This is a genomic window from Geobacillus sp. WSUCF1 (assembly GCF_000422025.1).
Taxonomy (GTDB): domain Bacteria; phylum Bacillota; class Bacilli; order Bacillales; family Anoxybacillaceae; genus Geobacillus; species Geobacillus zalihae.
Genome location: NZ_ATCO01000091.1, coordinates 1 through 12,955, shown reverse-complemented (window position 1 = coordinate 12,955; position 12,955 = coordinate 1). Strand labels below are relative to the sequence as shown.

General features: G+C 56.0%; 14 protein-coding genes and 1 pseudogene. All 15 read right to left on the bottom strand.

Features of this window, described 5'->3' with window-relative positions:
- Positions 1–290: 290 nt before the first annotated feature.
- Positions 291–935 (bottom strand): phosphoribosylanthranilate isomerase, encoded by a 645-nt coding sequence (locus I656_RS06885; RefSeq protein WP_011231686.1) that lies wholly within the window; start codon positions 933–935, stop codon positions 291–293.
- Positions 922–1,698 (bottom strand): indole-3-glycerol phosphate synthase TrpC, encoded by a 777-nt coding sequence (gene trpC / locus I656_RS06890; protein ID WP_033005824.1) that lies wholly within the window; start codon positions 1,696–1,698, stop codon positions 922–924. Before trpC ends, I656_RS06885 begins: the two co-directional genes overlap by 14 nt.
- On the bottom strand, positions 1,691–2,710 hold the full coding sequence (gene trpD / locus I656_RS06895) for an anthranilate phosphoribosyltransferase (RefSeq protein WP_020755331.1): 1,020 nt from the start codon (positions 2,708–2,710) through the stop codon (positions 1,691–1,693). Before trpD ends, trpC begins: the two co-directional genes overlap by 8 nt.
- Positions 2,704–4,230: an anthranilate synthase component I gene (trpE, locus tag I656_RS06900; protein WP_011231689.1), complete on the bottom strand. Its 1,527-nt coding sequence runs from the start codon at positions 4,228–4,230 to the stop codon at positions 2,704–2,706. Before trpE ends, trpD begins: the two co-directional genes overlap by 7 nt.
- 234 nt (positions 4,231–4,464) lie before the next feature.
- Positions 4,465–4,845 carry a chorismate mutase gene (gene aroH / locus I656_RS06905; RefSeq protein ID WP_013144896.1) on the bottom strand — a complete coding sequence of 127 codons (381 nt, stop codon included), beginning with the start codon at positions 4,843–4,845 and terminating at the stop codon, positions 4,465–4,467.
- A complete protein-coding gene (gene aroB, locus I656_RS06910; RefSeq protein ID WP_013144895.1) occupies positions 4,842–5,942 on the bottom strand; it encodes a 3-dehydroquinate synthase in 1,101 nt (366 codons plus the stop codon). Before aroB ends, aroH begins: the two co-directional genes overlap by 4 nt.
- Before the next feature lie 2 nt (positions 5,943–5,944).
- Positions 5,945–7,111 (bottom strand): chorismate synthase, encoded by a 1,167-nt coding sequence (aroC, locus tag I656_RS06915; RefSeq protein ID WP_011231692.1) that lies wholly within the window; start codon positions 7,109–7,111, stop codon positions 5,945–5,947.
- 100 nt (positions 7,112–7,211) lie between these two features.
- On the bottom strand, positions 7,212–7,982 hold the full coding sequence (locus tag I656_RS06920) for a protein-glutamate O-methyltransferase CheR (RefSeq protein ID WP_011231693.1): 771 nt from the start codon (positions 7,980–7,982) through the stop codon (positions 7,212–7,214).
- Positions 7,983–8,054: 72 nt separating this feature from the next.
- Positions 8,055–8,505, bottom strand: a pseudogene (gene ndk, locus I656_RS06925) (nucleoside-diphosphate kinase).
- 98 nt (positions 8,506–8,603) lie between these two features.
- Positions 8,604–9,566 carry a heptaprenyl diphosphate synthase component II gene (gene hepT, locus I656_RS06930; RefSeq protein WP_033005814.1) on the bottom strand — a complete coding sequence of 321 codons (963 nt, stop codon included), beginning with the start codon at positions 9,564–9,566 and terminating at the stop codon, positions 8,604–8,606.
- Between the two features lie 15 nt (positions 9,567–9,581).
- Positions 9,582–10,286 carry a demethylmenaquinone methyltransferase gene (gene menG, locus I656_RS06935; RefSeq protein WP_011231696.1) on the bottom strand — a complete coding sequence of 235 codons (705 nt, stop codon included), beginning with the start codon at positions 10,284–10,286 and terminating at the stop codon, positions 9,582–9,584.
- 4 nt (positions 10,287–10,290) lie between these two features.
- Entirely contained in the window at positions 10,291–11,070 is a 780-nt protein-coding gene (locus I656_RS06940; protein WP_033005812.1) for a heptaprenyl diphosphate synthase component 1, read from the bottom strand.
- Between the two features lie 115 nt (positions 11,071–11,185).
- Entirely contained in the window at positions 11,186–11,410 is a 225-nt protein-coding gene (gene mtrB, locus I656_RS06945; RefSeq protein ID WP_011231698.1) for a trp RNA-binding attenuation protein MtrB, read from the bottom strand.
- 12 nt (positions 11,411–11,422) lie between these two features.
- Positions 11,423–11,989 carry a GTP cyclohydrolase I FolE gene (gene folE, locus I656_RS06950; protein ID WP_011231699.1) on the bottom strand — a complete coding sequence of 189 codons (567 nt, stop codon included), beginning with the start codon at positions 11,987–11,989 and terminating at the stop codon, positions 11,423–11,425.
- A 128-nt stretch (positions 11,990–12,117) separates the two neighbouring features.
- Positions 12,118–12,390 (bottom strand): HU family DNA-binding protein, encoded by a 273-nt coding sequence (locus tag I656_RS06955; protein ID WP_008879623.1) that lies wholly within the window; start codon positions 12,388–12,390, stop codon positions 12,118–12,120.
- Positions 12,391–12,955: the final 565 nt, after the last annotated feature.

Below are 12,955 nucleotides of genomic sequence, written 5' to 3'. Positions count from 1 at the left end.
GTGCCTGTGTTTGTTAACCGTCCGAGCGTCAGCGCCGTCTTTTGGCCCTTCGCTTTGTTATTTTTTTTATCAGGTGTGTTGATGAACCAATAAAAAGTCTGTTGAGAAGGCTCTAGTCCGAGCTTTTCTGCCGTAGTCGGCAAGCGGCTCGCTCATGCTGCCGCATGCCCTCCTCGAACAATGAACGCTTTGCGGGCAAATGTCATTCGCCCGCCGGCGTTCTTGTTCGAGGGAAGAGGCAGAAAATTGTGTTCAGCCATATCATTCTGTGTTTTTTCGTACATAACGGATCATCGACACCCGTGATGTTTTATTTTTTCTTCGATTTGTTTCATCTTCGTTGGATCTTTGCGTCCGTCCGTTTCAATGCCGCTGCTGATATCGATGCCATCCGGGCGGTAGACAAGCAGCCGCTCGATATTGTCCGGAGTGATGCCGCCGGCGATGAAGCACGGCACGCCTTGGCGGGCCGCCTCTTCCAAATAGTGCGGCACCGCCTCCCAATCAAAAGCGACGCCCGTCCCCCCCCAGGCGCCGGCGGCGCGGCTGTCAACGACGTAGCCATCGGCAATGCCAGCGTACTGCCTCATCGCCGCAAGCGCACCGTCGCCATGGTGGATCGCCTTCCAGACGGAAAGCGGCACCGCCTCTTTCACCGCCGCCAGCTCCGCCGGCGTTTCACGGCCGTGGCATTGGATGACATGAAGCGGCAGCTCGGCGGCGACAGCGGCGATCCGCCTAACAGGGGCGTTGACAAAGACGCCGACAAGTTGCTTTGCGCCAAGCTTATGGGGCTCAAGCCATTGTTGCACTTCACTCGGAGAGACGTTCCGCCTGCTTTCGGCGAAAATAAAGCCGAGGTAATCAGCCCCGCTCGCGATAGCGGCCTGCACGTCTTCAGCCGAACGGTTGCCGCAATATTTAATTCGAATCATCCCCATCTTCCTCCCCAAACAGCCGGTAGACCGCTCGCTCCACATCATCTTGGCGCATGAGCGACTCGCCGACGAGCATGGCCTGCGCTCCGTACGATTTGACCGTCTTCACATCATTGAAGGAACCGATCCCGCTTTCGCTGACGATGACGCACGATGGCGGGATGAGCGGAGCGAGCGTTTTGGTCGCCTCAAGTGTTGTCACAAAGGTATGCAAGTCGCGGTTGTTGATGCCGACGATCTCCGGCGTAAACCGATCGAAAATCCGCTCGAGCGTCTCTTTCGCATGCACCTCGACCAAACATTCGAGCCCCAAGCTGTACGCTTCATGATAGAGCTCCTCGAGCGTTTCCGGCGGGAGCGCCTCGCCGATCAATAAAATCGCATCCGCCCCGAGTCGGACGCTTTCCTCGACTTGCCGCCGATCGATGATGAAATCTTTGCGCAGCACGGGAACGTTAACCGCTTCTTTCACCGCTCGCAAATAGCGGCGATGCCCTTGGAAATACCGTTCATCCGTCAGCACGCTGATCGCGTCGGCACCGGCGCGCTCATATGCTTTCGCGATGGCCACCGGGTCAAAATCCGGGCGAATGATGCCTTTTGACGGCGACGCTTTTTTCACCTCAGCGATCAAGCCAAGCATCCGCCGCGGCCGACGGAGCGCCGCCGCAAATGGCCGGCGCTTTCGCTCTGGCAATGGCGCCGGCAGCGTCAACGTTTCCACTTCTTCCCGTTTGGCTGCTAAAATTTGCTCAAGCATCATGAACCACTTCCTTCGCCCGCAGGCGTTGCAGTTGTTCGTATGCGGTTTTGGACAAAATGGCCTCTTTCGCCATCGCCACTCCTTCGGCAATCGTTTCGGCTTTGCCGGCGGCATACAGGGCGGCGCCGGCGTTCAGCGCAACGATATTGATGGCGCTCTCCGGCGCTATTCCCGCCATCACCGCCTCAAGAAGCGCGGCGCTCTCTTCCGGATCGCGCACTTGCACATCGGCAAGCTCGCCGCGCGGCAAGCCGGCGTCTTCTGGTGCGATGACAAAGCGGCGGATCGCACCGTCTTTCAACTCCACGACATCCGTTTCTGCAGCGATGCTGCATTCATCAAGCCCATCGCGCCCGGTGACAAACAACACATGTTCCGAGCCGAGGCGGCGCATCGCCTCCGCCAATTTCTCAGCGTAGCAGGTCGAATAGACGCCGACGACTTGCCGCTTGCAGCGCGCCGGATTGGCGAGCGGGCCGATCAAGTTGAAAACGGTGCGGAAACCGATTTCCTTCCGCGGCCCGGCGGCGTGTTTCATCGCCGCGTGATAGAGCGGGGCGAACAAAAACGCCAGCCCTTTCGTTTCCAACGCCTGTTTGGCGGCCGACGGCGACGTTTGAATGTCGATGCCGAGCCGCTCGAGCACATCAGCGCTGCCGCTTTTTGACGAAACAGCGCGGTTGCCGTGCTTGGCGACTTTGACGCCAAGCGATGAAATGACGATCGCCGCGGCGGTGGAAACGTTGAATGTCGCCGCCCCATCGCCGCCCGTGCCGCACGTATCGATAACATCATCACTAGCCTCAATGGCAGTCATCCGGTCGCGCATCGCCCGCACAAATCCGACGAGCTCATCGACTGTCTCTCCGCGCAGGCGGAGCATGGACAACAGACTTGCGATTTGACTGTCCGTCGCCTCGCCGGACATGATGATATTCATCGCCGCATACGCTTCGTCTTCCGTCAACGCTTTCCCTTCCGCACATTTTACAAGCAGCTGCTTCAACATACGGCCCTCTCCCCTTTCGCAAATAGTCGTTCCGCTTGTTCAATCGCATTCATCAAGGCGCTCGCCTTATTGCGCGTCTCTTTCCACTCCAGTTCCGGAACGGAGTCGGCGACAATGCCGGCGCCGGCTTGCACATAGGCATAGCCGTCTTTCACGACCGCTGTCCGGATGGCGATGCACGAATCGATGTTGCCATCAAACCCGATATAGGCAATCGCTCCGGCATACAGCCCCCTTGCTGTCGGCTCGAGTTCCTGCAAAATTTGCATCGCCCGCACTTTCGGCGCCCCGCTCACCGTTCCAGCCGGAAAGGCGGCAAGGAGTGCATCGATCGGGTGGACGTTGTCGTCCAGTTCACCGACGACTTTGGAAATTAAGTGCATCACGTGTGAAAATTTGCCGATCTGAAGCAACACCGGCACCTCGACCGTTCCGTACTTGGCGACCCGGCCGATGTCGTTGCGCGCCAAATCGACAAGCATATAATGCTCAGCCCGTTCTTTCGGGTCGTGGTACAGCTCATCAGCCAGCCTCTCGTCTTCCTCCGGCGATCGGCCGCGCCGCCGTGTGCCGGCAATTGGATCGATTTCAACGCGCCGACGGTGCACTTGAATCAGTTTTTCCGGCGAACTGCCGACAATTTCCACACCGTCAAGCTGGAAATAAAACATGTACGGCGACGGGTTGATGTATCGGAGCAGACGATAAATGGCAAAGCCTCCGGCTTGAACCGGCACGCAGAAGCGCTGCGACAGAACCGCTTGAAACACATCGCCGGCCGCGATGTACCGTTTCACGGCCTCCACATCGCGCAAAAACTGTTTTTTGTCATAGTTGGACACCGCTTTGGCAAACGAGGCGGTCCGCCCCGATTCGCTTTCCGCCGGCAAGAGCGGCTGCTCGGCTTGAGGGCGGGCCGCTTTCGCCGCGAGATCGGCCATGCGCCGTTCGGCCGCGCGGTACGCTTCGATTTTCTCTTCCTCCGTTTCGTTGCCGCTCAACCGAATATAGTGAATGACGAGCAACTCACGCTTTTTTTGGTCAAACGCAAACAGCGATTCACAAAACACGAAATAGGCCGTCTTCATCGGCACATCGCGGTTTTTGTGGCGCGGCACTTTTTCGATGGCGGAAATGAAATCGTAGCCTAAAAACCCAACTGCACCGCCTGTAAACGGCACCGTCTCGGCAAGCGGCTTGACGGCAAGCGTCCGCTCGACCCATTGAAACGCTTCTTTCAGCGTCGGTGCGGTGATTTGTTCGTTCCCGTTTTCGTCCTTCACCGAAAACGTTTCGCCGGTTTCGCTCTCCAGCGTCAAAAACGGCGCCACACCGATGAACGAATAGCGCGCCCACGGTGATTCGTCATCCTTGCTTTCAAGCAAAAACACGGCTTCCTCGCGCAAATTGGCAAACACGCCGAGCGGCTCAATGACATCGGCTACAAATTTGCGCACAATCGGGATGGTTCGAAATTCGTTCGCTTCCGTCAAAAAAGCGGCCAGCCCATCAGCAGACATCACTTCTCCTCCCTTCATGATCAGCGGGCGGAGAATGAGGGTTTATGAGGCGAAAAAAGAGAGGGAAAAGAAAACGCCCAAAGACGACCGTCTTTGGGCAGATGTCGGCGAATGAAAAAACGCTCACCTCAGCTAAACTCGCTCATTCTCATCTACCCTACGCTCGCTCTCCACTCTCGCTCCACTTCTAACGCCCCCGATGTCTCAGGGGGCAAAGAGGTTATTTTCACTATATTACATTTCTGTTTTTTTTGTCAACGACAAATCCGGGCGCAACACGACCGCCCCTTTTAAATACACGTGGCAGATCTCTTCTTGCTGTTTCTCAGTCGCCACCGTCATCATGACGCGAATGCAGCGCGGCAATGAACCGGGCACCGGAATTTCCCTCGTGCACATGACCGGCACATATGTCCAGCCGTCCAAACGGCGCAGCGCCTGCGCCGGAAACGCGGCGGTGATGTCGTCGGTGACGGAAATGAGCACAAACGACACATCAGAAGCGGCGACATCGTTTGCGCGGATCATTTCACGAAGCAACGTTTCCGTTGCCGCCACGATTTCCTCGGCGTCATTTCGATCCACTGTAATCGCTCCGCGAATGCCGCGAATCATCCTTTCCCCCCCTGTCTGGAAAACTCGTCCAGCCACGTGAGCAGGTTGTCGTCTTCGAGTTCCACCACTTCCACGTCGCCGATCTCACAGAGAAGCACCATCCGCACTGTTCCGGCGTACGCTTTTTTGTCGCCTTTCATCTTCTCAAGCAGGCGGCGCGTCTGAACCGTTGTCGGCAGCGACACCGGGAAGCCGTATCCGGCGAACCAGTCGGCCAATCGATGCTCAGCGAACGACCGGCCGTAAAACCGTTCGCTGACAAAGACGGCAAACAGCATGCCAACCGCAACCGCCTCCCCGTGAGTGAGCGCGCCGTAGCCTAACTCGCTTTCCAGCGCATGGCCGAGCGTATGGCCGAAATTCAAATGGGCGCGCACCCCGGTTTCTTTTTCATCCTCACGCACGACGGACGCCTTAATGTCAATGCCCTTTTCAATGCAATAGGCGAGTTTCTCGCCGCGCAAGTCGGCGAGCGTCTTGATTTCCGCGCGCAGCCAGTCGTAAAAGCGGCGGTCGCGGATCAGCGCATGTTTGATCACCTCGGCAAACCCGGACCGAAGCTCGCGCTCGGGCAGCGTGCGCAAAAAGGAGGTGTCATACACAACTGCTTCCGGCTGATGGAAGGCGCCGATCATATTTTTGCCGAGCGGATGGTTGATGGCGACTTTGCCGCCGACGGCGCTGTCATGGGCCAAGAGTGTCGTCGGCATTTGAATGTAACGGATGCCGCGCATATAGGTGGCGGCGACAAACCCAGCCAAATCGCCGACAACGCCGCCGCCAAGCGCAATGATAACCGAGCGGCGGTCGAGGCCGCACTGCAATGCCGCTGTCTGGCAAGCGTAATAATGATCAAATGACTTGGCCGCCTCCCCGCTTGGAATGACGTAGGCGTACACGTCATACTCAGCGGCGGCAAGCAACGCCCGCACCTCATCCAAATAAAGAGGCGCCACAGTATCGTCGGTAACGATGAAAAGTTTTGTCCCTGGCGGACAGGAGAGCGACCGAAGCAAGCTTGGCAACACGCGGGCCGCCCCATCGCCCAAAAGAAGCGGATAGCGCTTCGTCGCCGTTTCAATCGTCCGTTCGATCATCGTCAAAACTCCTTTGCATAGCGGCGGGCGCGTTCCACATTTTCCTTAATCAAGTCCATCCGATCCTGCCCAAACTGCTCAACGATCGCCGCCGCCACTTCCCAGGCGACAACGGCCTCAGCGACAACGCTCGCCGCCGGCACGGCGCAGCTGTCCGATCGCTCAATGCTTGCCGCAAACGGCTCTTTCGTCTCGATATCCACGCTTTGAAGCGGCTTGTACAGCGTCGGGATCGGCTTCATCACTCCGCGCACGACGATCGGCATCCCGGTCGTCACCCCGCCTTCAAAGCCGCCCGCCCGGTTCGTCCGGCGCGAAAAGCCTTGTTCTGGGCTCCAAATGATTTCATCGTGCACTTCGCTTCCCGGGCGGCGCGCCGCCTCAAAGCCGATCCCGAATTCAACGCCTTTAAACGCGTTGATGCTGACGATCGCGGCCGCGATTTTCGCATCAAGCTTTCGGTCGTAATGGACGTAGCTGCCCACTCCGGCCGGAACACCTTCAACGATCACTTCAACGATGCCGCCGATCGAATCACCGTTTTTCTTCGCCCAATCGATCGCTTCCATCATTTTTTGCCCCGCCTCCGGGTCAAAGCAGCGCACCGGTGATTCTTCCGTCACTGCCTGCAATTCTTCAAGCGAACGATAATCGAGCTTCTTTGCGCGCACGCCGCCGATTTCGATGACATGACCGGCGACGCGGATGCCGACCTCCTCCAAAATGCGTTTTGCCACCGCTCCAGCCGCCACGCGCACCGTCGTTTCACGCGCCGACGAGCGCTCCAGCACGTTGCGCATATCGCGATGTCCGTATTTCAGGGCGCCGTTTAAATCGGCATGCCCTGGGCGCGGACGCGTCACTTTCCGCTTCACTTCCGCTTCGTCATCAATCGGCTCAACCGCCATAATCGTTTGCCAATGTTTAAAATCACGATTCTCGACAACGAGCGCAATCGGCGAGCCGAGCGTTTTCCCGTGCCGAACGCCGCCTGTGATTTTCACTTCATCTTTTTCAATCTGCATGCGGCGGCCGCGTCCGTATCCTTTTTGCCGGCGCGCCAGCTCTTTATTGATGTGCTCGGCGCGCAGCTCAAGCCCGGCCGGCACTCCTTCCAAAATGGCCGTCAATTGCGGCCCATGCGATTCCCCTGCCGTCAAATACCGCATGTTTGTCTCTCCCTTCAGGTCTTTAACGCGTTTAAGTAAAAATATATCATAAATTCGAAAAATGAAAATAGTTTCAGGAAAAAAAGAAGCCGGCGCGGAGCTATTTTTTTCGGTAAAAAAACGTCTCTTCGACTTCAAAACCGTACAGGCCGGGATTGAAAATCTGCTCGGTGCTGCCGACAAACAGCACGCCTCCCGTCCGGAGCGCGTCGTGAAATTTGCGATACAGCATCCGCTTCGCCTCTTCCGTAAAATAAATGAGCACGTTGCGGCAGACGATCAAATCCATGTTGCGCGGAAACGGATCTGCGAGCAAGTTGTGCTTTTGAAACTTGACCGTTTGTTTAATCTTTTCGTCTATTTTATAATATTCGCCTTCTTTCGTAAAAAACTTTTTTCTCATTTCCTCGGGCAGCTCTACAAGCGACCGTTCGCTGTACAAACCGAGGCGCGCGCGGGCGAGCGCATTATCGTCAATGTCGGTCGCCAACACCGACACGCGGTGAAGCGGCAATCGTTTTGCGAGCACCATCGCGAGCGTATACGGCTCCTCGCCCGTTGAGCAGGCAGCGCTCCACACGTTCGGGCGCGGGTTTTCCGCCAATAGCCGCGGCAAAATGGTGTGCTCAAGCACCTCCCAACGCTTGGCGTTCCGGTAAAACTCCGAGACGTTGATCGTCATCCGATCCAAGCATTCATGCCATAGCGCCGGCTCTTTCTCCATCGCTGCAAACAGCTCGGCAAAGCTCTTTAGCCCTTTTTTCATGTACAACGACGCCAAACGCCGCCTCATCTGGGCTTCCTTATATAGCGATAAGTCAATGCCTGTTTTTCGCTTTACTTTGGCAATGAACTGCGCATAATCGTCCATCGTCGCCTGTCCCTCTCCCCTGTCAATGTACAAAAACGGCAAAAACCGGCCGAATGGCGGCCGGTCTTCGCATCAGTACAGCCATGCATTGATCTGTTTGGAATAGCTGACGAGCTCTTCTTCTTTAAAGAACAAGCTGATTTCGCGTTTGGCGCTTTGCGGCGAGTCGGAGCCGTGGATAACGTTTTTGCCGACCGTCAAGCCGAAATCGCCGCGGATCGTGCCAGGGGCAGCCTCCTGCGGATTCGTTTTCCCCATCATTTGCCGGGCGGCCGCGATCACGTTCTCGCCCTCCCACACCATGGCAAACACTGGCCCCGAGGTGATAAAGTCGACAAGCTCGCCGAAAAACGGGCGCTCTTTATGTTCAGCGTAATGTTGCTCGGCGAGTTCGCGCGACACTTGCATCAGCTTCGCGCCGACAAGCTGGAAGCCTTTTTTTTTCAAAACGGGCGACAATCTCGCCGATCAAATTGCGCTGAACCCCGTCCGGTTTCACCATGATGAATGTCCGTTCTGCCATTCGCTCTCCACCTCTACTGTCGTATGTACTGGGAAACGGATTCCCACCCATCATAGTATCATTGTTTTCCGCCGTTGGCAACAGCGTCCTTGAAAGCGCTAATAATCCCTTTTCCCAATATAGAGGGCGAGATCATGAAGCAGCGTGCGCGCTTCGTTGGCCGGCAGCTCGCCAAGCAGGCGGAGCGCCTTTTCCAAATAGCGATCGCTTAGCGCATACGATCGTTCGATGGCGTCCGTCTGTTTAATGGCCGCTAGCACCGCCGCCATCTCCTCGGCATCCGTGTCCGCGTTGACGGCCGTAATTTTTGCCCGCACCTGTTCATCACAAAGGGCATACAGCACGGGGAGGGTGACGTTTCCTTGCTGCAAGTCGCTTCCAGCCGGCTTGCCGAGCTGCTCTTCCGTGCCGGTGAAGTCGAGAATATCATCGGTAATTTGAAACGACATGCCGACGTAATGGCCGAACCAATACAGCCGATTGGCCACCGTCTCGGGCGCGCCGGCGGCCAGGGCGCCGAGCTGGCAGCTGGCGGCGATCAATAGCGCCGTTTTTCGGCGGATGCGCCGCAAGTACGTGCGAAGCGGCTGATCAAATCGGTATTTATCCTTGATTTGCTCGATTTCCCCGTGGCACACTTCAACGATCGTTTTCGCCAGCACTTGATGAGCGCGGGGGCTGTCAAGCTCCGCCATCCGCTCAAGCGAACGGGCGAAGAGGTAATCGCCTGTATACATGGCAAAGCGGTTGCTCCATCTCGCCTTGATCGTCGGCCGGCCGCGCCGCACGTCGGCGTCATCGATGACATCGTCGTGAACGAGCGATGCCATATGGATGAGTTCGAGCGCTACGGCTACATGTTTAATCCGTTCGAAATCATAATGGCCAAAGCGGGCGGACAGCAAGACAAAAACGGGACGGATCCGCTTTCCGCCCGCTTGCAATAAATGGAGCGCCGCTTCCCCGAGCGGCCCGTATTCGGATCGGACCGTCCGCTCCAGCTCCTCTTCGACCGCCGCCAAATCATCGCTTAAAAACGAATACATCGCCTTTAACTTCATGGTGTTCACCTTGACTCATCGTTTATAGCCTAAATGCATGGCCGCTACGCCGAACGTGTACGGTTTGACCTCGACATCGACGAAACCGGCTTCGCGGAACATCTCGGCCAGCTCGTCCCGCCCTGGAAATTCGCGCGCCGATTCCTGCAGCCACGAGTATTCCTCATAGCTTTTCGCCAACAGCTTGCCAAACAGCGGCATAATAAACCGAAAATAAAAATAGTAAAGCTGGCGGAAACCAAACAACGTCGGCTGCGACGTTTCCAGACAGACGGTCATGCCGCCCGGCTTGGTGACGCGGTGCATTTCCTTAAGCACTGTCATATAATCAGGAACGTTGCGCAAGCCAAAGCCGATCGTCACATAATCGAACGAATTGTCGGGAAACGGCAGCTGCATGGCGTTGCCGTGAATGAGCTTGACATTGCCGAGGCCGCGCGCCTTCACCTTTTGTTCGCCGACTTTCAGCATGTTTTCGCTGAAGTCAAGGCCGTACACTTCCCCCTCCGGCCCGACCGCCTCAGCCAGCGCGATCGCCCAGTCGGCCGTTCCGCAGCAAACGTCGAGCGCCCTTTTCCCTTTTTGCACATTCATCCTCCGCATGACGTCTTCGCGCCATTTCAAATGGCGGCGGAAGCTGATGACAGAATTCATCCGGTCATAATGTGCAGAAATTTTTTCAAATACGCGATGGACTCGCTCTTCTTTCGATTGATGCATCGTTCTACCCTTCTTCCACCGACTTTTTGACGATGGCTTGAAATCCGCCGGCAAGTTCCGCCATGCGAAACCGCAGCAGGTCGTTCATCGGCAAATTCGCCGCCAGCAGCGCTTCCTTGCAATGGTCAATATAACGCTCGCAAAGGCGAAGCAAATGCCGCCTTTGTTCTTTCGTCAGCCTTTTGGCCCATGGAAAGGCGATATGCGCCATTTGCTCAAACAGCATGGATGACCCCGTGCGGACGAACGCTTCCTGCTCGAGCAGCAAGCGCCGCAACAGCAAGTAATGGCCGGAAAATCGCCCCCATTGCGGCGCCCCGATGCGCTCGGCAAGCTTCGCAAGCAACGCCGACTCGATCGTGCCGACCGCGGCGAACAGCGTCTCGATCCGCTCCACCTTTTTTTCATACAGCCGCACTTTTTGCTCATTCATCTCGCGGACCGCTTCGGCGAACAAACGGATGAGCGCAACATCGCCCGAGCGCGCCAGCAAGTCGTAATAAAGCCCGCTGTACAAGTCGCCGGCCAAAACGACAAGCTGCCGCGTCCGCAAATCGCCGCCGCGGTCTGTCACCTGATCATGGGTGTCAAGGGCGATTTGCATGAGCATCATGGCGATGATGCACCGGTCCGGCTCATTTGGCGCCGCCGGAGCATCCATCATCATCGACAGCGAAAGCAGCAGCCGGTCTTCATCAACAGCCGGCGCCGGCACATGCGCGCGCAAATACGAATGGTCAAGCAGCCGTTCGATTTGTTCCTTCAATGACGCCAATTTCACCATGATGTCATTCACTCTTCTCACCCTTGTCCCCCAAAAAATATCCGCACCGCCATGACGGACTCCATTATAACATAATTTTGTCGAAAACGCTCTAGTTTGCTAGAAATTTGCTGGTTTACTTTTTCCCTTCCGATTCAACCACACCGTGGCGCGTTTGAATATACGCTTTTCCTCTCACTTTGATCGCCGACGTATGTTCCGTGAACTGAGCAATCAACACTTCGCCTTTGTCAAGCTTTTCCGAATGGTGAAATCTTGTGTCCGCGCCGCGCGTCAGCCCGATGACGTTCACCCCGTCTTCGAGCGCTTTAATGACGACAAAATCGCTGTTTGTGTACATCCTCTTCCCTCCTTACGCTTTGATTAACGAAAGCACTTCAGCGCGGGCGTTGGCATCTGTTTCAAACACGCCGCGCACCGCTGTCGTCACTGTTTTGGACCCCGGTTTTTTCACCCCGCGCATCGTCATGCACATATGCTCCGCCTCAACAACGACCATCACCCCATGCGGCTCAAGCGCCTCGACGATCGAATCAGCGATCGTTGCCGTGATGCGCTCTTGCAGCTGCGGGCGGCGCGCCACCGCCTCAACGGCTCGAGCGAGCTTGCTCAGCCCGGTCACTTTCCCTTCCCGCGGAATATAGGCGACGTGGGCAGCGCCAAAAAACGGCACTAAGTGGTGTTCGCACATCGAATAAAACGGAATATCTTTGACGAGCACAAGCTCCTCATGTTCCTCGCTGAATACGGTTTGAAAGTGCTGCTTTGGGTCTTCCTGCAGCCCAGCGAACACCTCGGCGTACATTTTCGCCACCCTCTTCGGCGTATCGACGAGCCCTTCGCGGTTTGGATCTTCCCCGATCGCCTCAAGAATGAGGCGGACCGCATATTCAATTTGCGCAAAATTGATCTCTGGCATACAAACAACATCCTCCTGCATCATAAAAGCTGCATGTAATCCGATTCTAGCATAGGGAGCCAAAAAAAACAAAAAAGAAGGGCCGGTGGATCACCTGCCCTTCCCTCCTGCGCTCCTGCTATGTAGGCTTACTTGACGGCATCTTTCAATGCTTTGCCCGGTTTGAATGCAGGAACTTTGCTTGCCGGAATTTCCATTTCTTCGCCCGTTTGCGGGTTGCGTCCTTTCCGGGCGGCGCGCTCGCGCACTTCAAAGTTTCCAAAACCGATTAATTGCACTTTATCGCCTTTTCGCAGCGCTTCTGTAATCGAATCAAACACCGCATCAACGGCTTTTGTCGCATCTTTTTTGGAAAGACCGCTTGTTTCAGCGACCGCGTTGATCAATTCCGTTTTGTTCATGCCATTCACCTCCTCCCAAGGGGCTGGTCTTGTTTACTACCATTTGTGCACACTTTTCTGCTTTTCTATACATAGACATCCAATTCCAGCGGCAAGAAGGCCCGCGCGCCGCGCCGGCGCAGCCAATCATTCTATGTTTGCCTCGCGACAGTCCGCAGGAGATGCGCCTATGCCGCCGGCTGAAGCCCCTTCCCAACAGTTTGGGCTCCTCCTGTTTTCGCCGGGCGCAAACGAAGCCAAGGGCGAGGAAAGCCGCCTTCTTCCCGCCAACAGGCGGTGACATGCCTAATCTTAACCAATTGACCGCGGAAATTCAACATCTTTTTTCGCAAAAACGGCCAATTTTAGGCATATTTCACCAAAACAACGATTTCAGATAAAAGATTACCATAACGCCATGCCTATAATCAAGTGCCAATCCTGATTTCTCAAGGGTTTTGGCGATTTTTTCCCTTTGCCGCTTAGCAACTGAAAAAATGGCATCAAAAAAAGCTCCCTTGTCGGGAGCTTGCGCGCGGCCTCCGCTTTTCTTTCTGTCTAGCTGCGGCGCCTAGCTCTCTTCTGC

What these genes read in the sequence shown, in the direction of transcription:
- folE (WP_011231699.1), bottom strand. Translation starts at nt 11,989, where the DNA reads ATGCCAGAGATCAATTTTGCGCAAATTGAATATGCGGTCCGCCTCATT.
- aroC (WP_011231692.1), bottom strand. Translation starts at nt 7,111, where the DNA reads ATGCGGTATTTGACGGCAGGGGAATCGCATGGGCCGCAATTGACGGCC.
- hepT (WP_033005814.1), bottom strand. Translation starts at nt 9,566, where the DNA reads ATGAAGTTAAAGGCGATGTATTCGTTTTTAAGCGATGATTTGGCGGCG.
- aroH (WP_013144896.1), bottom strand. Translation starts at nt 4,845, where the DNA reads ATGATTCGCGGCATTCGCGGAGCGATTACAGTGGATCGAAATGACGCC.
- I656_RS06955 (WP_008879623.1), bottom strand. Translation starts at nt 12,390, where the DNA reads ATGAACAAAACGGAATTGATCAACGCGGTCGCTGAAACAAGCGGTCTT.
- menG (WP_011231696.1), bottom strand. Translation starts at nt 10,286, where the DNA reads ATGCATCAATCGAAAGAAGAGCGAGTCCATCGCGTATTTGAAAAAATT.
- trpD (WP_020755331.1), bottom strand. Translation starts at nt 2,710, where the DNA reads ATGTTGAAGCAGCTGCTTGTAAAATGTGCGGAAGGGAAAGCGTTGACG.
- mtrB (WP_011231698.1), bottom strand. Translation starts at nt 11,410, where the DNA reads ATGTACACAAACAGCGATTTTGTCGTCATTAAAGCGCTCGAAGACGGG.
- I656_RS06920 (WP_011231693.1), bottom strand. Translation starts at nt 7,982, where the DNA reads ATGGACGATTATGCGCAGTTCATTGCCAAAGTAAAGCGAAAAACAGGC.
- aroB (WP_013144895.1), bottom strand. Translation starts at nt 5,942, where the DNA reads ATGATCGAACGGACGATTGAAACGGCGACGAAGCGCTATCCGCTTCTT.
- I656_RS06940 (WP_033005812.1), bottom strand. Translation starts at nt 11,070, where the DNA reads ATGGTGAAATTGGCGTCATTGAAGGAACAAATCGAACGGCTGCTTGAC.
- I656_RS06885 (WP_011231686.1), bottom strand. Translation starts at nt 935, where the DNA reads ATGATTCGAATTAAATATTGCGGCAACCGTTCGGCTGAAGACGTGCAG.
- trpE (WP_011231689.1), bottom strand. Translation starts at nt 4,230, where the DNA reads ATGTCTGCTGATGGGCTGGCCGCTTTTTTGACGGAAGCGAACGAATTT.
- trpC (WP_033005824.1), bottom strand. Translation starts at nt 1,698, where the DNA reads ATGCTTGAGCAAATTTTAGCAGCCAAACGGGAAGAAGTGGAAACGTTG.